This window comes from Pseudomonas sp. MMS21 TM103, from assembly GCF_022132145.1.
In the GTDB taxonomy this organism is placed as follows: Bacteria; Pseudomonadota; Gammaproteobacteria; order Pseudomonadales; family Pseudomonadaceae; genus Aquipseudomonas.
On the sequence record NZ_JAJISP010000002.1, the window covers coordinates 102,523 to 121,257 of the forward strand.

Annotated in this window: 15 protein-coding genes; 10 read left to right on the forward strand and 5 right to left on the reverse strand. The window is 61.1% G+C overall.

The genetic code is table 11. The features are described from left to right. The first annotated feature begins 112 nt into the window (after nt 1-112). Together LJY18_RS07560 and LJY18_RS07565 are read left to right on the forward strand one after the other, a co-directional pair. Nucleotides 113-1,969 carry a sigma-54-dependent Fis family transcriptional regulator gene (locus tag LJY18_RS07560; RefSeq protein WP_238041208.1) on the forward strand — a complete coding sequence of 619 codons (1,857 nt, stop codon included), beginning with the start codon at nt 113-115 and terminating at the stop codon, nt 1,967-1,969. Nucleotides 1,970-2,191: 222 nt separating this feature from the next. Next, nucleotides 2,192-3,172, forward strand: a complete 981-nt coding sequence (locus tag LJY18_RS07565; protein WP_442964479.1) for a polysaccharide deacetylase family protein — start codon at nt 2,192-2,194, stop codon at nt 3,170-3,172. Between the two features lie 436 nt (nt 3,173-3,608). Here LJY18_RS07565 and cysS read toward each other — a convergent pair whose 3' ends face one another. Both cysS and LJY18_RS07575 read right to left on the reverse strand, forming a co-directional pair. Then, nucleotides 3,609-4,991 carry a cysteine--tRNA ligase gene (gene cysS, locus LJY18_RS07570; protein WP_238041209.1) on the reverse strand — a complete coding sequence of 461 codons (1,383 nt, stop codon included), beginning with the start codon at nt 4,989-4,991 and terminating at the stop codon, nt 3,609-3,611. 62 nt (nt 4,992-5,053) lie between these two features. Continuing rightward, entirely contained in the window at nt 5,054-6,718 is a 1,665-nt protein-coding gene (locus LJY18_RS07575) for a glutamine--tRNA ligase/YqeY domain fusion protein (protein ID WP_238041210.1), read from the reverse strand. A gap of 188 nt (nt 6,719-6,906) precedes the next feature. Here LJY18_RS07575 and LJY18_RS07580 point away from each other — a divergent pair, with 188 nt between their 5' ends. Continuing rightward, a complete protein-coding gene (locus LJY18_RS07580) occupies nt 6,907-7,401 on the forward strand; it encodes a peptidylprolyl isomerase (RefSeq protein ID WP_238041211.1) in 495 nt (164 codons plus the stop codon). Further along, nucleotides 7,398-8,120 carry a UDP-2,3-diacylglucosamine diphosphatase gene (lpxH, locus tag LJY18_RS07585; protein ID WP_238041212.1) on the forward strand — a complete coding sequence of 241 codons (723 nt, stop codon included), beginning with the start codon at nt 7,398-7,400 and terminating at the stop codon, nt 8,118-8,120. Before LJY18_RS07580 ends, lpxH begins: the two co-directional genes overlap by 4 nt. On the opposite strand, the gene LJY18_RS07590 is transcribed toward lpxH, so the two are convergent. Next, nucleotides 8,121-9,011 carry a LysR substrate-binding domain-containing protein gene (locus tag LJY18_RS07590; RefSeq protein WP_238041213.1) on the reverse strand — a complete coding sequence of 297 codons (891 nt, stop codon included), beginning with the start codon at nt 9,009-9,011 and terminating at the stop codon, nt 8,121-8,123. A gap of 135 nt (nt 9,012-9,146) precedes the next feature. On the opposite strand from LJY18_RS07590, the gene LJY18_RS07595 reads away from it, so the two are divergent. Then, entirely contained in the window at nt 9,147-10,349 is a 1,203-nt protein-coding gene (locus LJY18_RS07595; RefSeq protein WP_238041214.1) for an MFS transporter, read from the forward strand. Between the two features lie 33 nt (nt 10,350-10,382). Here the strand turns inward: LJY18_RS07595 and LJY18_RS07600 are convergent, their stop codons facing one another. Beyond that, nucleotides 10,383-10,985 (reverse strand): tRNA-(ms[2]io[6]A)-hydroxylase, encoded by a 603-nt coding sequence (locus tag LJY18_RS07600; protein ID WP_238041215.1) that lies wholly within the window; start codon nt 10,983-10,985, stop codon nt 10,383-10,385. Nucleotides 10,986-11,165: 180 nt separating this feature from the next. Between LJY18_RS07600 and LJY18_RS07605 the strand changes: the two genes are divergently transcribed. Both LJY18_RS07605 and LJY18_RS07610 read left to right on the forward strand, forming a co-directional pair. Continuing rightward, complete coding sequence (locus LJY18_RS07605) at nt 11,166-12,029, forward strand: universal stress protein (protein WP_238041216.1); 864 nt, start codon at nt 11,166-11,168, stop codon at nt 12,027-12,029. 249 nt (nt 12,030-12,278) lie between these two features. After that, nucleotides 12,279-13,181 carry a universal stress protein gene (locus tag LJY18_RS07610; protein ID WP_238041217.1) on the forward strand — a complete coding sequence of 301 codons (903 nt, stop codon included), beginning with the start codon at nt 12,279-12,281 and terminating at the stop codon, nt 13,179-13,181. A 51-nt stretch (nt 13,182-13,232) separates the two neighbouring features. Here the strand turns inward: LJY18_RS07610 and LJY18_RS07615 are convergent, their stop codons facing one another. Continuing rightward, nucleotides 13,233-13,709 (reverse strand): DUF1289 domain-containing protein, encoded by a 477-nt coding sequence (locus tag LJY18_RS07615; RefSeq protein ID WP_238041218.1) that lies wholly within the window; start codon nt 13,707-13,709, stop codon nt 13,233-13,235. Between the two features lie 550 nt (nt 13,710-14,259). Between LJY18_RS07615 and acnB the strand changes: the two genes are divergently transcribed. The 3 genes from acnB (at nt 14,260) to LJY18_RS07630 (ending at nt 18,720) form a co-directional block, all read left to right on the forward strand. Next, nucleotides 14,260-16,869, forward strand: a complete 2,610-nt coding sequence (gene acnB, locus LJY18_RS07620; protein WP_238041850.1) for a bifunctional aconitate hydratase 2/2-methylisocitrate dehydratase — start codon at nt 14,260-14,262, stop codon at nt 16,867-16,869. Between the two features lie 137 nt (nt 16,870-17,006). Beyond that, nucleotides 17,007-17,216 (forward strand): YgdI/YgdR family lipoprotein, encoded by a 210-nt coding sequence (locus tag LJY18_RS07625; protein ID WP_238041219.1) that lies wholly within the window; start codon nt 17,007-17,009, stop codon nt 17,214-17,216. Nucleotides 17,217-17,508: 292 nt separating this feature from the next. Then, nucleotides 17,509-18,720: a CmpA/NrtA family ABC transporter substrate-binding protein gene (locus LJY18_RS07630; protein ID WP_238041220.1), complete on the forward strand. Its 1,212-nt coding sequence runs from the start codon at nt 17,509-17,511 to the stop codon at nt 18,718-18,720. Nucleotides 18,721-18,735: the final 15 nt, after the last annotated feature.

An 18,735-nucleotide genomic window follows, 5' to 3' on the forward strand; every position in this document is an offset into this window, starting at 1 on the left:
TGAACAATTGAACAGTCATAACGTTGACTTTGAACAGCTATAGGCGACACTGGGGGCACGTCGGCGAAGACCGGAACCTAATAACAACAAGACCCACTGCGAGACTTACGTCATGGCTGAAACTGCCAGTGTCCTGCCCCACGAGACCATCATTCAGGACTCCTGGTCGCGTTGCCGCGACTTCGGTCTGACTCACCAGAGCACCCCCATCTTCACTCAGTCCAGCCCTGGCGAAGTGTCTGCCCTGCTGGAAAGTCAGCACGCTCTGGTGCACACCACCCATAAAGAAGTGCTGCCCTACTACGGCAACATCCTGGCCAACTCCAATTGCCTGATCATGCTCGCCGACAAGCAGGGTCAGGTGTTGCAGTCCTGGGGCGACCAGCGCTTTATCGAGCCCAGCCGCGCGCCCGGCTTCGTCGCCGGAGCCAGCTGGCTGGAGCGCTACACCGGCACCAATGCCATTGGCACCGCTCTGAACTGCGCGCAACCCGTGCATATCCAGCACGATGAGCACTTCCTTAAGGTCAACCGTTTCATGACTGGCTCGGCCTCGCCGATTTTCGACGAGCAACGGCAAATGATTGCGGTACTGGACGTTTCCAGCGACAGCTACCTGCCGCCCTCCCACACCCTGGGCATGGTCAAGATGATGAGCCAGTCGGTGGAAAACCGCCTGATCCTCAACCTGTTCCAGCAGCGCTACTTTCAACTGACGTTCAATACCAGCCTGGATAACCTGGAAAGCCCCTGGGCAGGTCTGCTGATCTTCGATGACCAGGGCCAGGTGGTGTCGGCCAACCGCCGCGCCGACAGCCTGCTCGGCGTCGGTCTGGCTCGGGTGAGTATCGAAAGCCTGTTCGATGTGCCCCTGCAACACCTGCTCAACCAGCCCGAAGCCCTGCCCTTCTGCCTGCGCGCCGGTGGCCGTTTCCGCTTTCACGCGCAGGTCAAACGCCCGCAGCAGCCGGCGCCGATCCAGGCCAGGGATTTCCGTCAACCCATCGAGCCCGAGGCCAGCAGCAAAGGCTTTACCCTAGCCTCGATCAACCTCGGCGACCCACGTGTCGATAAAGCCGTGCGCCAGGCCGAGCGCCTGCTGGAAAAAGACATCCCGATCCTGGTGCATGGCGAAACCGGCGTCGGTAAGGAAGTGTTTGTCAAAGCCCTGCACCACGCCAGCTCCCGCGCCAAGCATGCGTTGATCGCGGTCAACTGCGCGGCCATTCCCGCCGAGCTGGTGGAGTCGGAACTGTTTGGCTACGAAAAAGGGGCCTTCACCGGCGCCAACCAGAAAGGCAGCGTCGGCCTGATCCGCAAGGCCCATCAAGGCACCCTGTTTCTCGACGAGGTCGGCGACATGCCGCTACGCGTGCAGGCCCGTCTGCTGCGGGTGTTGCAGGAACGCTGCGTGCAACCGCTGGGCAGCAGCGAACTCTACCCGGTGGATATCCGCCTGATCTCCGCCACCAACCGCTCCCTGCGCCAGGACGTCGATGCCGGTCTGTTCCGCCAGGACCTCTACTACCGCATCAGTGGCCTAAACCTGGAACTGCCGCCCCTGCGCGAACGCACCGATATTGCCGCTATGGTGCAACGCATCTGGGAATACCATCGCGAACCCCAGCAATGGGCCAAACCCACCCCTGAAGTGATGGGACTGTTCGAGCGCCACCCCTGGCCAGGCAACCTGCGCCAACTCAGCAGCGTGCTGCAAATCGCCCTGGCCATGGCCGATGACCAGCCAATTAGGCCGGAGCATCTGCCGGATGATTTTTTTGCCGATCTGCAGGAAACCGATGACGGCAACTCGGCAACTGAGCAACCGGGGCTATTGGCAACCGCTGATGAGGATCTGGCCAGCCAGTTTAAGGCCTGTGGCGGCAATATTTCGCACCTGGCAAGGCGCCTGGGCCTGAGCCGCAATACGCTGTACAAGCGCTTGAGGGAGCAGGGGCTGAAGCTTTAAAACGCTGCCATCGTTCGCCCCTGCACCGCAATGCGGTGACGGGTTGAACTCAGGCAGCAGGCAAGCTCTTGTGGCGAAGAGTGGACCAACTCCAGTGATAATCGCTAATAAGGTGGCGAAACGAGCATAACCGCCAACGATCGATCCGCGCAGCTTGCGAGTTCTCCATCTTCCGCCGTCAGCCGGCAGTTGCCGGCCTCCACAGTAAAACCCCGAACCACCCTGGCTGCTGTACCCTTCGCCCCCGGTCTTCACGAGTCAAACAACCCGATGAGCTTTCCATTGCACCCTGCAGTCGCTGCTTCACGAGCATTGGCATGGTTTTGCCGCGCCCCACGAAAGCTATGCACATGGGGCTGGGCGTTGTCGGCTCTGGCGCTGTTGAGTGCCTGCGTCAGCACACCACCTCCCCTGCCATCACCCGGGATTGCACCGATACGTTTTCTGCTCAGCTTCGACGACGGCCCAAGTGGCCGCGTGGGACTCAATCCGACCCGGCAGATTCTCGACGCCCTGTCAGACAACCCCATCCAGCCCGGAATCAAGGCGCTGTTCTTTATCCAGACTCGCGCGCCTTACGCTGGCGGTAGTGCTCAAGGACAGGCATTGCTGCATCGCCAGCAGAAAGATGGCCACTTGCTGGGTTTTCACAGCGCCACCCCCAGGCATTCCAATCATCGTTTCCTCAACCCGGCCGAACTGGAACAGTCGCTACGCGATGGCGTGGCCGACCTCAGTGCCGTCAGTGACAAGCCGCCGCGCTTGGTCCGGCCGCCGTTCTGGAACTACGACCAGCGCACCTTTGCCGCCTACCAGGCGCATGGCCTGCATTTGCTGCTGACCGACCTGAGCGCCAACGACGGCAAGACCTGGGGCATCAACGGCAGCCTGCGCCGGCGCAGCAACCTGCGCGACCAACTCGCACTGATAGCGACTCAGGTCCAAGCCGGCCGCATGCCGGTCGTGGAGCGGGTAATCCCTGTGGTCGTGACCTTCCATGACCTCAACACCTACACCGCACGGCATATGCAGGAGTACCTGCAGATTCTGCTGGATGTGGCCGTTGACGTCGGTCTCGCCACTGACGCCAAACCCTTCTACGACCAGCGCCTGCCCCTCGAGCGGGCAGCCTTGAAGCGCAGCCTCAGCGACCCGCTGCAGCATGCCCGCCTGCCTGGAATCTGGAACTGGCTATGGAACTGAGCCTGACTCCCGATGACCTGCTGCAGCCAATGTGATGACCTAGGCGGGGGTGGCATGCGCACTGGGCGCCCCTCCGTAGCAAGCAATATCGCCAGCAGCTGGATCCTGCAAAAGCCTGTATCCAGTCATCACCGGCGCCCCCAACTCTTGGGCAGCCGCAGATATTCACGAGGCTGCAACAGATTGTTGGGCTGCGGCACCACAGGCTAATGCCCGGCCGGCATGAAGCCCCGCACGCTCTGCAGATTTCTCGAATTTGTAGCGCACTTGCCCAGAGCCCGGGATACACAAAACCGATTCATCGTCCTTACCGGGATAAATCGCTCTGGTTATCAGGCAGAAGGCTGACGATCGCGTCGCTCAAACGGCTGCCGCGCCTCATCCTGCAAAAAAGAAAAAGGCCGCTCGAAAGCGGCCTGTTTGGTCCGGCGAACGGTTATTCCGCCAAGCGCCAGGTGGTCCCACCCTTGCCGTCTTCCAGCACCACCCCCATGGTGGTGAGCTGGTCACGGATACGGTCGGATTCACCCCAGTTCTTCTCGGCGCGGGCTTGCAGACGCGCGGCGATCAGCGTCTCGACCTCTGCGGCATCGACCTTGCCTGCGGCACCGGCCTGGAGAAACGCGTCCGGTTGCAGCTGCAGCACACCGAGCACGCCGGCCAGTTCCTTCAAACGCGCCGCCAGACCGGCAGCCGCCGATTGATCGCTGTCGCGCAGACGGTTGATCTCACGCGCTAGTTCGAACAACACGGCGCAGGCTTCCGGCGAGTTGAAGTCGTCGTCCATGGCCGCGCCGAAACGCTCGACGAAGGCCTCGCCGCCGGCAGCGGGCGCATCCGGTAACCCCTTGAGCGCATTGTAGAAACGCTCCAGGGCGCCCTTGGCTTCCTTGAGGCTGTCTTCGGAGTAGTTGATCGGGCTGCGGTAGTGACTGGACACCAGCAGGTAGCGCACCACTTCCGGGTGGTACTTTTCCAGCACCTCGCGGATGGTGAAGAAGTTGCCCAGGGACTTGGACATCTTCTCGCCATCCACGCGCACCGCGCCCGCGTGCATCCAGGCGTTGGCATAAAGCTTGCCCGTGGCCGCCTCGCTCTGGGCAATCTCGTTCTCGTGGTGCGGGAACACCAGGTCCGGGCCGCCGCCGTGAATGTCGAAGGTCTCGCCCAGGCAGCAGGTGGACATCACCGAACACTCGATGTGCCAGCCTGGACGCCCCGCCCCCCAGGGCGATGGCCAGCTCGGCTCGCCGGGCTTGACCCCCTTCCACAGGACGAAGTCCAGCGGATCCTGCTTGGCTTCGTCGACCTCGATGCGCGCACCGACCTTCAGGTCTTCGATCTTCTTGCGTGACAGCTTGCCGTAACCGACGAATTTGCCGACCCGGTAATACACGTCGCCATTGCCCGGGGCATAGGCGAAGCCCTTGTCGATCAGGGTCTGGATCATCTGGTGCATGCCCGCGATGTGCCCGGTAGCACGCGGTTCCTGATCCGGGCGCAGCACGTTGAGCCGCGCTTCGTCTTCATGCATGGCGGCGATCATGCGCTCGACCAGGGCTTCGAACGGCTCGCCGTTCTCATGGGCGCGCCTGATGATCTTGTCGTCGATGTCGGTGATATTGCGCACGTAATTCACGTCGTAGCCGCGATGGCGCAGCCAGCGGGTGACCACGTCGAAGGCCACCATCACCCGCGCATGACCGATATGACAGAAGTCGTAAACCGTCATGCCGCACACGTAGATGCGCACCTGATTGTCCACCAGCGGTTTGAAGACATCTTTGCTTTTGGTCAGCGTGTTGTAGATCGAGAGCATCGGGATTCCTTGGAAACCACGGGCCAGCGCACCGGCCCGGTTCAAATCAAAGCACCTGAGCCTTAAGCCCAGGAGTCGCGCAGGGTCACGGTCCGGTTGAACACCGGGGCACCGGGCTTGCTGTCCTTGATGTCGGCACAGAAGTAGCCCTCACGCTCGAACTGGAAACGCTCCTCGGGCTGCGCCTGGGCCAGCGACGGCTCGGCGCGACATCCCTTGAGCACCACCAGCGACTCAGGATTGATGTTGTCGAGGAAGCTGCTGCCCTCTTCTGCCTTTTCCGGGGTCGGCGAGCGGAACAGGCGGTCGTACAGGCGCACTTCGCACTCGATGCTGGCGGCGGCCGGCACCCAATGGATCACGCCTTTGACCTTGCGTCCCTCGGGGTTCTTGCCCAGGGTATTTTCGTCGTAGCTGCAGCGCAACTCGACGATATTGCCCTCGGCATCCTTGACCGCTTCGTCGGCGCGGATCACGTAGCTGCCACGCAACCGGGCTTCGCCACCTGGGATCAGGCGCTTGAAACCGGCAGGCGGGACTTCCTCGAAGTCGCCGGCGTCGATATAGATCTCGCGGGCAAACGGCAGCTGACGTACGCCCATGTCCTGCTTGGGATGGCGCGCCAGCTCGAGGTTTTCCACCTGACCTTCGGGGTAATTGGTGATCACTACCTTCAAGGGCCGCAATACGCACATGGCCCGCGAAGCGGAGGCATCGAGGTCTTCACGAATGGCGAATTCGAGCATGCCGATATCCACCAGGCCACCTGCGCGGTTGACGCCGACCATGTCGCAGAAGGTGCGGATCGAACCCGGGGTGTAGCCGCGCCGGCGATAGCCGCTGAGGGTCGACATACGCGGATCGTCCCAACCCTGCACATGACCCTCATCGACCAACTGCTTGAGCCGGCGCTTGCTGGTGATGGTGTAGTTCAGGTTGAGACGGGCAAACTCGTACTGACGCGGCTTGGCCGGCACCGGCAGGTTGTCGAGGAACCATTCGTAGAGCGGTCGATGATCCTCGAACTCCAAGGTGCAGATCGAGTGGGTAATGCCCTCGATGGCGTCCGACTGACCGTGGGTGAAGTCATAGCTCGGGTAGATGCACCACTTGTCACCGGTCTGGTGATGATGGGCGTGGCGGATGCGATAAAGGATCGGATCGCGCAGGTTCATGTTCGGCGAGGCCATATCGATCTTCGCGCGCAGGGCGCGAGCGCCATCGGGGAACTCACCGGCCCTCATGCGGGCGAACAGGTCGAGATTCTCTTCCACCGAGCGCTCGCGGAACGGGCTGTTCTTGCCCGGCTCAGTCAAATTGCCGCGGTACTGGCGCGCCTCATCGGGCGACAGGTCACAGACGTAGGCCTTGCCGGCCTTGATCAGCTCGACGGCCCAGTCATACAACTGGTCGAAGTAATTGGAGGCGTAACGTTCCTCGCCGGCCCACTGGAAGCCCAGCCACTGCAGGTCGCTCTTGATCGCGTCGATGTATTCCTGGTCTTCCTTGGCCGGGTTGGTGTCGTCGAAGCGCAGGTTGCACTCGCCGCCAAACTCCTTGGCCAGGCCGAAGTTCAGGCAGATCGACTTGGCATGGCCGATATGCAGGTAGCCATTGGGCTCCGGCGGGAACCGGGTGATGATCTTCGTGTGCTTGCCGCTGTCCAGGTCGGCCTGGACGATGGGACGAAGAAAGTTCGAAGCGGCGACAATCTCTGGCTTGCTCATGGGGTCCTTGATCATGCAGGTTCGCGGCACAGGGTAGGCCGACTAAAACAAAGCGCTTATCATAGCCGAAGCTGTCAACCCCCTGACAGGCCCACGAACCGGTTCTCTATCCCCCGCACATCGCTAACGTGGTGTCAGCAAAGGATGGCGAGCAGGCTAATGGATTTCTCGACAGAGCGATTACCTACATGATCAAGCTGCACACCAACCATGGCGTCATCACCCTAAAGATGTTCGAAGACAAGGCGCCCGAAACCGTGGCCAACTTCAAGCAATACTTGAAGGAAGGTCATTACGACGGCACCATCTTCCACCGCGTGATCAGCAACTTCATGGTACAGGGCGGCGGTTTCGAGCCAGGCATGAAGCAGAAAGCCACCCGTGCGACCATCAAGAACGAAGCCAACAATGGCTTGCTCAACAAGGTCGGCACCGTGGCCATGGCCCGCACCATGGAGCCGCATTCGGCCTCCGCGCAGTTCTTTATCAACGTTGCCGACAACAGCTTTCTCAACCACAGCGCCCCCACCGTACAAGGCTGGGGCTATGCAGTATTTGCTGAAGTGGTCGAAGGCATGGACGTGGTCGAAAAGATCAAGGGTGTTGCCACCACCATGAAATCCGGCCACCAGGACGTACCGGTCGACGACGTCATCATCGAGAAGGCCGAGATCATCGAGTGATCCTGCTGATCTCCGACCTGCATCTTGAACAGGAGCGCCCGGACATCAGCCGGGCGTTTCTGCATTTTCTAGAGAGCCGCGCACGCGAAGCCGAGGCGCTGTATATCCTTGGCGACTTCTTCGAGGTGTGGATCGGCGACGACGCCATCAGCCCCTTCCAGCGCAGCATCGCCCAAGCCCTGCGCCGCCTCAGTGACAGTGGCACGCGCATCTACCTGATGCATGGCAATCGCGACTTCATGATTGGCCAGGCCTTTTGCCGCGAGGCTGGCTGCACCCTGCTGCGCGACCCCAGCCTGGTCGAACTCGGCGGAGAGAAAGTCCTGTTGATGCACGGTGACAGCCTCTGCACCCAGGATGAGGCCTACATGCGCCTGCGCCGCTGGCTACGCAACCCGCTGTCGCTGTTGATCCTGCGCAACCTGCCGCTGGCCACCCGCCGCAAGCTGGCGCGCAAACTGCGCAATGAAAGCCGCGCGCAAACCCGCATGAAAGCCAGCGACATTGTCGATGTCACCCCGGCAGAAGTGCCGCGGATCATGGCCACCCATGGCGTGCGCACGCTGATTCACGGCCACACTCACCGCCCTGCGATACATCCGCTGCAAGTGGCAGGTCAGCCTGCCAGACGGATTGTCCTGGGTGACTGGGACAGTCAAGGCTGGGCCTTGCAGGTCGACGAGCAAAACTGGCAGCTGGCCCCCTTCTCTCTCGGTTGATCAGCGCTGCTGCGGGCTTAACGCTCTAGCAGCAACGGCCTGGCGTCGGTATTGCGGGCTTGCCTCAATGGTTTGCGCCAGGCGTTGAGTCGCCTCGTTGACCTGCTCGGCGACGAACAAGGTGATATCCGTTCCTGGCAGACACGGCAGCCCTTCCTCGATCACGTGTAGACCAGGCTCCAGAGTCGAACGGGGAATGATCCCCACACCGATCCCTGCACGTACGGCCGCCAGGACGCCAGCCCGGCTCTGACTGGTGAAGGCGATCCGGTACGGGATCTGCGCGTTGGCCAGGGCCTTGCGCGCCGAATCACGGTGATAGCAGCCCTCGGCAAAGACCGCCAGCGGCAGCGGTTCGCGCTGGTGCGTCGAATGTGCCTCGTTGCACACCCAGACCAGTTCGTCGCGAAACAAGCGCTGCCCGCCATCCGACAAGGCCGGCATCTCAACCAGGGCCAGGTCCAACTTGCCCTCGGCCACCAGCGACGCCAGGTATTCGGGCCGATGATCACAGACCACCTCCAGATTGGCCTCTGGGTAGCTCAGCACGAAGGTCTCCAGCAGAGGGGCGAGGTTCCGCGTGGCGTATTGGTCATGGGTACCAAGGCGCACCTGCCCGCCTACATCGGCGTGCCGGAAGGTGCCGAGGATGCGGTCATGCAGGTTGAGCAGCTCTTGGGCGCAGGACTTCAGCTGCTCTCCGGCAGGGGTCAGCCTGACCCCGTACTGGCCGCGCTGTAGCAGTTCGGTCGCTACCAGCTCTTCCAGCCGCGTGAGCTGCATGCTGATGGTCGAGGGCGCGCGATGCAGGCGCTGGGCCGCGGTGGTCAGGTTTAGCGTGCTGGCAACCACGACAAAGGTGCGCAGCAAGACGATCGGCAGATCACGCATGGCAGAATTCAACTTTATTGAAGGTCACAATCAATATTTATCGTTTTTCTGAACGCTGGCAAGCCGATATGTTAGCCAGCACCCAGCTTGCCCATGTGGATTCCCGAGCACTGTCACGGAGCACGAATGATGCGAATGCCCACCACGTTCGGCATGAACCAGATCGTCAGCCATGGTTTCGGCATGTTCCTGTTTGCCGCCCTGATGCCCTATATGCGCGAGTCCATCGAGATCAGTGCCTGGCAGCTGGCGACCATCGGCGCCCTGACCCAATTGGCCTATCTCGGCGGCGCCATGCTCCTGGGCCTGCTCGGCCATCGCCTGGGCACCGGCCGCCTGGCCCTGATCACCGGCATCACCTCCAGCACCCTGCTGCTCACCATGTCGCAGCTGCGTGATCCCCTGCTGATCACGCTGGCCCTGACCTGCCTGGCCGCCAGCGCGGCGATCAGCTGGGGTTGCATCGTCGAGATCGTCAGCCGCTGCGCCCGCGCCGAGTCGCGCTCGACCTACCTGTCCTGCGCCTCCAGCGGCACGGCCTGGGGCTATGCGCTCAATGGCCTACTGATCCTTGTCGTGGTGCCGCTGCTTGGCTGGCAGGCCAGCTGGCAGGTCGCAGGGCTGTTCGGCCTGCTGGTCGTGGCCCTGACCTGGCACATGCTGCGCGACCTCAAGCCGGCGCCCGTCAATCCGACCGCCAGCGCCGGCCCGGTGGACTCGGTGATCCCCACTTCCCGGCTGTTCGCCACCATCATCGGCGAGCGCACCGCCCTGTTCGCCTGCCTCATCTGCCTGCTCGTCGGCTTCACTACCATGCCGTTTTCCTACTGGCTCAACAGCTACCTGGATGAACTCAGCCTGCCGGCGGCTCTGGGCGGCTACACCTGGGCGACGGTCGGCGGCACGGGCATGGTGGCCGGTTTCCTCACCGGCAAGTTGGCCGACCGCAAGGGCCATGGCACCGCGCTGATGGTGATCTTCAGCGGCTTCACCCTGGGCTTGCTGGCATTCGTCGCGGACCCGGGCAAGTTCGCCCTGGTCGCCGGCTTCGGCTATGGCCTGATGTACTTCCCTATGTGGGGCATCGTCGCCGGCTGGCTCAACCAGCACTATTCATCGACCGCGACCATGCAGATCAGCGGCATCTGCATGGTGACCTTCGGCCTGGGCGGCACCCTGGGCAACCTGCTGGCCGGCTATATCCGCGAAACCACAGGCTCGCTGCAGGACGTGTTCTTCGTGCTGACAGGCGCCTCGCTGCTGCTGGTGGCCCTCGCCATCGTCATCCTGCGCGGCGACCGCCAGGCAGCGCTGATGGCGAGGCCGGCAGCCGCGTAGTCCTGCTGATTTCCGATAAAGGTGGCGCTTGCCCTAAGCGGCTGCGCCGCTGTGAAAGCGGAATTCCTTGTCGGGCGTGAGGATCGCCTCGCGCTCGACCTCGGCGAAGTACGCCACTCGCTCATCGATAGGCTCTGCCGAATAGTCGCGCGCCATCTTCAGGTAACCCTGGTAGTGCCGCGCCTCGGACTTGAGCAGCGAGCGATAGAACTGACCCAACTCCTCATCGAGATGCGGCGCCAGGCGAAAGAACCGTTCGCAGGAACGCGCCTCGATAAAAGCGCCGACAATCAGGGTGTCCACCAGCTTGTGCGGCTCACTGGTGCGCATGTGCTTGTGCAGCCGCTGGGCATACAGGGCAGCGCTGACCGGACGATAGGTGATCCCACGCTTCTTCATCAGCGCCGCGACCTGCTCGAAATGACGCAGTTCCTCACGGGCCAAACGCGACAAATTGTGCTGCAAATCGGCCTTTTCGATATAGCGAAAAAGCAGGGTCAAGGCGGTTGATGCGGCCTTCTTCTCGCAATTGGCGTGATCTATCAGCATCAGATCCTGATTCTGCAAGGCTTGGGCAATCCAGGCGTCAGGAGTTGGGCACAACAGGAAGGCTTCAATTTCAGGTAACAGTTGCATAAGCTCACGAGATCCAATGGCAGCCTCGTCTGACGGGCTGGGCCGGCCATTATACGAGTGAAGCGGCGCGCGACCAGCCGGTCAGTTGATACCGGTCAAGAACTCAGTACTGTTGCTGCATCTATGCTGTACCTATAGTTAGGTGTTACGAGTCACAACCCACTTCGGACGGAGGCGAGCATGCAAGCCATTCGCAACATTTTAGTCGTCATGGAACCAGAACGACCCGAAGGCTTGGCTCTCAAGCGGGCCAAATTGATCGCTGGCGTGACCCAATCGCACCTGCACTTGCTGGTCTGCGGCAAGAAGCATGACCACTCGAGCTATCTCAGTGACCTGTGCGCCACACTCGACAAGGAGGGCTACAGTACCTCCAGTCAGCAGGCATGGCATGAAAACCTGCACCAGACCATCATCACCGTGCAGCAGGCCGAAGGCTGTGGCCTGGTGATCAAGCAGCACTTTCCTGACAATCCACTGAAAAAAGCCCTGCTCACCCCTGACGACTGGAAACTGCTGCGTTATTGCCCGGCCCCGGTGTTGATGGTGAAAACCGACAAACCCTGGACTGGCGGCACCATACTCGCCGCGGTCGATGTCGGTAACGCCGACGGTGAACACCGCACCCTGCACAACAGCATCGTCAACCACGGCTACGACATCGCCGCGCTGGCCAAGGCCAACCTGCATGTGATCAGCGCCCATCCTGCGCCGATGCTCTCGGCCGCAGACCCGACCTTCCAGCTGAAAGAGACCATCGAGGCGCGTTATCGCGAGCAGTGCAAAGCCTTCCAGGCCGAATACGACATTGCCGAAGAGCGCCTGCATATCGCCGAAGGCCCGGCCGATGTGCTGATTCCGCAAGTTGCTCATCAACTGAATGCCGCCGTGACCGTGATCGGCACAGTGGCTCGCACCGGACTGTCAGGGGCGTTGATCGGCAACACTGCCGAGGTGATCCTCGACGCGCTGGATTGCGACGTCCTGGTGCTCAAGCCCGATGACATCATTGCCCACCTGGAGGAACTGGTAGCACAGCACTGACCCCCCGCCACCCAAGCCGCCTGCCGGTGGCTTATTGCCTGCCGCCTACCTGTGCGGGTGCAACGGCAATAGCACCGCCTGGCGGCGGCTCCTCAACTAGCCGACATACGGCAAGGCAAAAGCGTTGAGCATCGACCATGCTGGCTAGGTTCCAGTCAGGCCAGCAGTACCTCTCCCATTGCACGGCATCATGAGGTCGGCCTCTATCACAGTCACTGTGGTGTAGATCGAACCTTGTGGGAGATAGCCATGCATAGCATTCGCCGCATCCTGGTGGCGCTCAATTCCGAGCAACCCGACAGCCTCCCATTGAGACGCGCCAAGCACATAGCCACGGGTATTCACGCAGAAATCCACTTATTGCTTTGTGACAACCGGCGCGACCAGGCGCCGTTCCTCCGCCACCTTAGCGAACAGCTCAAAGGGGAGGGATTTGTTGTATCCACGCAACAGATCGACTGCGACCATTCGCAACCAGCAAACGCAATTCTCGCCACCCTGCAAGCCAACCCTTGCGACTTACTGATCAAGCAGCATTACCCCGATAACCTGTGGATCAAGCACCTGATCACCCCTGAGGACTGGAGGCTGCTTCGTCAATCCCCGGTTCCGGTATTGCTGACCAAGACCGGGCGGCCCTGGAGTGGCGGCCGGGTTCTGGCAGCCATGGATATAGAAAACGCCGAGAACCAGCATCGTGAACTGCAAGGCAGCATCATAGGACATGCAGTCGATCTCGCCGCATTGATCGGTGGTTCCACCCATGTGGTCAGTGCCTATCCGGCAACACCCTTTCCCGCAGCTGACTCCTGCGCGCCACGCTACGACGGCAACGCGTCCCACTGTCTCGAGGCAAGCCGCTGGTTCAAAGAGGAATATCAGCTCCACGATTATCAACTGCATATTGGCGAAGGCCCTGCCAAGGCGCTGATCCTGCAGATCGCCCATCAACTGGAGATAGCAATCACCGTCATTGGCACCGTCGGGCGCAATGGTCTCGCGGGAATGCTGATAGGCAATACGGCAGAAGCGATACTAGACCGGCTCGACAGCGACCTGCTGGTTCTGAAACCTCACGACCACGCAGTCCATTTGCTGGAGCCCTACGAGGAACTCCAGCAAACACCGGACGAGACTATCCATCGGGCTTAGCCGCGAATAACCAATTCCGTGAGCAGACTGCCCTTTTGCTCCAGGCAATGATCAGAAGCGTGACTGCAAGCCCTCACGCATGAACTTCGGGGCCATGTAGCGCTCGTAGTGTGCCTCGGAGAGCAGGAAAAATTCGCGATCGATGGCATCACGCAACTCGGGAAGGCTCCAGTCGCGAAACTCGGGCAGCAACACCATGCCGTAGGCCTCCAGCTGGTTGATCGCCCGGGCGCCACGGGCAATCAGCTGGTATGCCCAGCAGTAAGGCGACTGCTGCGGCACGAAGCGGATTTTCCGTTGCTCCAACTGGTTGCGCAGGCGCGCCCCATCGAAAACTTCCAGCTTGGATGTCATCACCTGCACCAACAACACCTCGAGGCGCAGCCAGACCGCGTATTTTTCCTCGTCGCTATAGCTGTTCCAGTTGATCACTTCATGGTGAAAGCGTTTGCAGCCACGGCACACCACGTCACCGTAGACAGTGGAGCAAAGGCCGACACACGGGGTCTTGATGCGCTGATTGGACATGGCAAGGATGGATACATGCTGGCGGAAAGGCGGGCATGTTAGCCCTTTGTCTAAGTCAGTTCACCCCTGTCGAGCGACCGGCTGACAGCTACCGCACACTTGCCGGCAGCATGGACAAGAGACCGGATACCCACCTTGACCCGAGGAAAACTCGACGTTTCACCGACGTTCTCTACATCTGCCCTTTGCAGATGCGATTTGTACCTGGTCTGCTCGCTGCGGGGCTTTAGCTTAACTTTACCGAAGCTTTCCAGTAGAATCGGCCCGCCTTTTATAGGCGCCAATGTCCGTTGGAAGCTGTTTTCAAAGCGTCACGAGCACAGTAAATCCTGCAGGTACGATGTTGACGCAGGCCCTTGGAACGCCCTTTCAAGTGCCTGCGCCAGCCCTCATCAATCCGTCCTGCCGGCGTAAAACTTTGAAAACAGCTTCTGCAAGAAACCTCTGAAACCATGGCTGAGGGGCCCATAAAGCCACGAAGCGCCTGGTTCAGGGTTTTCTGGATCGCGTCCCGGACAACCCTTTGGGACCACTGATGAGGGTAATAACTGTGCTTGAAGCCTATCGCATACACGTAGCAGAGCGTGCCGCTCAGGGTATCGTGCCCCAGCCGCTGAACGCCGAACAAACCGCAGGCCTGATCGAGCTGCTGAAGAACCCGCCGGTTGGCGAAGAAGCCTTTCTCCTCGACCTGATCACCAACCGCGTACCGCCAGGCGTGGACGAAGCTGCCTACGTCAAGGCCGGCTTCCTCTCTGCCATCGCCAAAGGCGAAGCCACCTCCCCGCTGATCGACAAGCAACACGCCGTCGAACTGCTCGGCACCATGCAGGGCGGCTACAACATCGCCACCCTGGTTGAGCTGCTCGACGACAGCGAACTGGCCGCTACTACTGCCGCCCAACTGAAGCACACCCTGCTGATGTTCGACGCTTTCCACGACGTTGCGGAAAAAGCCAAGAACGGCAACGCTCACGCTCAAGGCGTGCTGCAGTCCTGGGCCGATGGCGAGTGGTTCAAGAACCGCCCGACCCTGGCCGACAAGATCAGCCTGCGCGTGTTCAAGGTGACTGGCGAAACCAACACCGACGACCTTTCCCCTGCGCCTGATGCCTGGTCGCGCCCGGACATCCCGCTGCACGCCCTGGCCATGCTGAAAATGGCTCGCGATGGCATCGTGCCCGATGAGCAAGGCGTCACCGGCCCGATGAAGCAAATCGAAACCATGCGTGGCGAAGGCTTCCCTATCGCTTACGTGGGTGACGTGGTCGGTACCGGCTCCTCGCGCAAATCCGCCACCAACTCGGTGCTGTGGTTCTTCGGCGACGACGTACCAAACGTGCCAAACAAGCGCGCGGGCGGCTTCTGCTTCGGCAACAAGATTGCTCCGATCTTCTACAACACCATGGAAGACGCCGGCGCTCTGCCGATCGAATTCGACGTATCTCAGATGCACATGGGCGACGTGATCGACCTGTACCCGCATGCCGGGAAGGTCTGCAAGCACGGCAGCGACGAAGTCCTGACTCGCTTCGAGATGAAGACTCCGGTGCTGCTCGACGAAGTCCGTGCCGGCGGCCGTATCCCGCTGATCATCGGTCGCGGCCTGACCGAGAAAGCGCGGGCCGAACTGGGCCTGGGCCCAACCGATCTGTTCAAGCTGCCTGAGCCGCCTGCTGAAAGCACCAAGGGTTTCACCCTGGCGCAGAAGATGGTTGGCAAGGCCTGCGGTCTGGCGGAAGGTCAAGGCGTACGCCCTGGCACTTACTGCGAGCCGAAGATGACCACCGTCGGCTCCCAGGACACCACTGGCCCGATGACTCGCGACGAGCTGAAAGACCTGGCGTGCCTGGGCTTCTCCGCCGACCTGGTCATGCAGTCGTTCTGCCACACCGCGGCCTACCCGAAGCCGATCGACGTGACCACCCACCACACCCTGCCGGATTTCATCCGCACCCGTGGTGGCGTGTCCCTGCGTCCAGGCGACGGCATCATTCACAGCTGGCTGAACCGCATGCTGCTGCCGGATACCGTCGGTACCGGTGGCGACTCGCACACCCGCTTCCCGATGGGCATCTCGTTCCCGGCCGGCTCCGGCCTGGTAGCGTTCGCTGCCGCCACCGGCGTCATGCCGCTGGACATGCCGGAGTCCATCTTGGTGCGCTTCAAGGGCAAACTGCAACCAGGCATCACCCTGCGTGACCTGGTCCATGCGATCCCTTACTACGCGATCCAGAAAGGCCTGCTGACCGTTGAGAAGAAGGGCAAGATCAACGCCTTCTCCGGCCGCATCCTCGAGATCGAAGGCCTGGACGAACTGACTGTCGAGCAAGCCTTCGAGTTGTCCGATGCCTCCGCCGAGCGTTCCGCTGCCGGTTGCACCATCAAGCTGCCGGAAAAGGCCATCGCCGAGTACCTGCAATCGAACATCACCCTGCTGCGCTGGATGATCAGCGAAGGCTACGGCGATGCACGGACCATGGAGCGTCGCGCTCAGGCGATGGAAGCCTGGCTGGCCGATCCTAAGCTGATGACTGCCGACAAGGACGCCGAGTACGCCGAAATCATCGAAATCGATCTGGCCGATATCAACGAGCCGGTCCTCTGCGCCCCGAACGACCCGGACGATGCCCGTCTGCTGTCCAGCGTTCAAGGCGAAAAGATCGACGAAGTGTTCATCGGCTCGTGCATGACCAACATTGGTCACTTCCGCGCGGCTGGCAAGCTGCTGGAGAAAGTCGAAGGCTCCCTGCCTACTCGCCTGTGGCTCTCGCCGCCAACCAAGATGGACCAGCATCAGCTCACCGAAGAAGGCTACTACGGCATCTACGGCAAAGCCGGCGCGCGCATGGAAATGCCAGGCTGCTCGCTGTGCATGGGTAACCAGGCACGCGTTGAAGCGAACTCCACCGTGGTGTCGACCTCGACCCGTAACTTCCCCAACCGTCTGGGCGATGGTGCCAACGTCTACCTGGCTTCGGCCGAGTTGGCTGCGGTTGCGGCGATCACCGGCAAACTGCCGACCGTCGAGGAGTACATGGTCTACGCGAAGGAAATCGACACCATGGCAGCCGATGTCTATCGCTACCTGAGTTTCGACCAGATCGCCGAGTTCCGTGAAGCTGCAGCGAACGCCAACATCCCGGTCGTTCAAGCCTAACGCTACAACGCTACAAAAAAAGCCCCGCCACCGTGCGGGGCTTTTTCTTGGCTGAAGCCCTTGCAGGCGAATGCCCAGCAGCTACCTTTTGCGAGAGGGGGTAACAGCGGACTCACTTCCAGCATAAGAAGCATTTCATGAAAATCTGGCTTATCGCAGCGCTATGCGCTTCTGCCCTGGCCGGCTGTAGCAGCGAATACATCATCACCACCACCGATGGCCAGATGCTGACCAGCGAGTGCAAGCCTCGCCTGGATAACGACACGGGCATGATCGAATTCACCGACAGTGAAGGGCGCAAGCTGCAAGTCCCGCCGGGCACCATCAAGCAGATGCTCGAACGTTGAGTGCAACCTGGGCTGGGGCTGTGAACAGATCGAGCGCCTTCGCGAGAGCGACTTCAGGCGCTTGCCGCCAGCGAAAATCATTTCACGACCCCCAACGCCTTCCCTTTCATTGCCCTGCGCCAGTCATGGTTCTGCCAACAGATCCCGCGTACTGGCATATCACTTGCTTAATCCCAAACAACAGAGCCCTTCCAACGGCGGAATCGGCTTGATAGACAATGGTGTCGCTCCAATCGCTGGGTCATGCAGCCATTGGAACGGCACCTTTTTGTATTGATCTGGGAAAAGCGCCATGAGCGAGCATACACACAGCCGTATCGATACACAGGCATGGCCTGCTGGAAGCGAGGCTCCGGAAAAGCGCGTACTGAACGTGGGCTTCATGGCCCTGACCGATGCCGCATCGGTGATTGTCGCCGCCACTCAGGGCTTCGCCGAGAAGCATGGGTTGACCATCAACCTGCAACGCCAGGCATCCTGGGCCAGCCTGCGCGACAAACTGCTCAGTGGCGAGCTCGATGCAGCGCACAGCCTCTATGGCCTGATTTATGGCGTGCAACTTGGCCTTGGCGGCGCGCCGGCCACCGATATGGCGGTGTTGATGGGCCTGAACCAGAACGGCCAGAGCATCAACCTGTCCCATGCCCTGCAATTTGCCGGCGTGACCACAAGCGACGCACTAAAGCTGCGCGCGCACCAAAACGGCGCAAGACTGACCTTCGCCCAGACCCTGCCCACCGGCACCCATGCCATGTGGCTGTATTACTGGCTGGCCAGTCAGGGCATTCACCCACTCAACGATGTCGATAGCGTGGTGGTACCGCCGCCACAAATGGTCGCTCACCTCAAAGCCAGGCGCATCGACGGTTTCTGCGCGGGCGAGCCTTGGTGCGCCCAGGCGGTCGATGAAAATCTTGGGTTTACCCTGGCCACCACTCAGTCGATCTGGCCGGACCACCCGGAAAAGGTCCTCGGCTGTACCCGCGCCTTTGTCGAGCAGCACCCCAATAGCGCCCGCGCCTTGGTGATGGCCGTACTGGAGGCCAGTCGCTTCATCGACGACAACGAAGAGAACAAGCGCAGCACTGCGCAATTGCTCAGCGGCAACGACTATGTGGGGGCGCCACTGAGCGCCATCCAGCCACGCTTCCTCGGTCAGTATCAGGACGGCCTCGGCCACGCCTGGCTGGATCCGCACCCGTTGCGTTTTCATGCCGACGGGGCAGTCAACATGCCCTACCTCTCCGACGGCATGTGGTTCATGACCCAGTTTCGCCGCTGGGGCCTGCTGCGCGATGACCCCGACTACCTCGGCATTGCCCGCCAGGTACAGCAGCTTGACCTCTACTGTCAGGCGGCAGAGGCTTTGCATATCAGGGTACCGGCCGAACAACGTAGCGCCACACTGCTCGATGGCAAGACCTGGAATGGCTCAGATCCAGCTGGCTATGCCCGCAGCTTCACGCTCCACGCCTTGGCCGACAGCGACGCTGTCGCCCTGTAATTGCCCGGAGAGTTC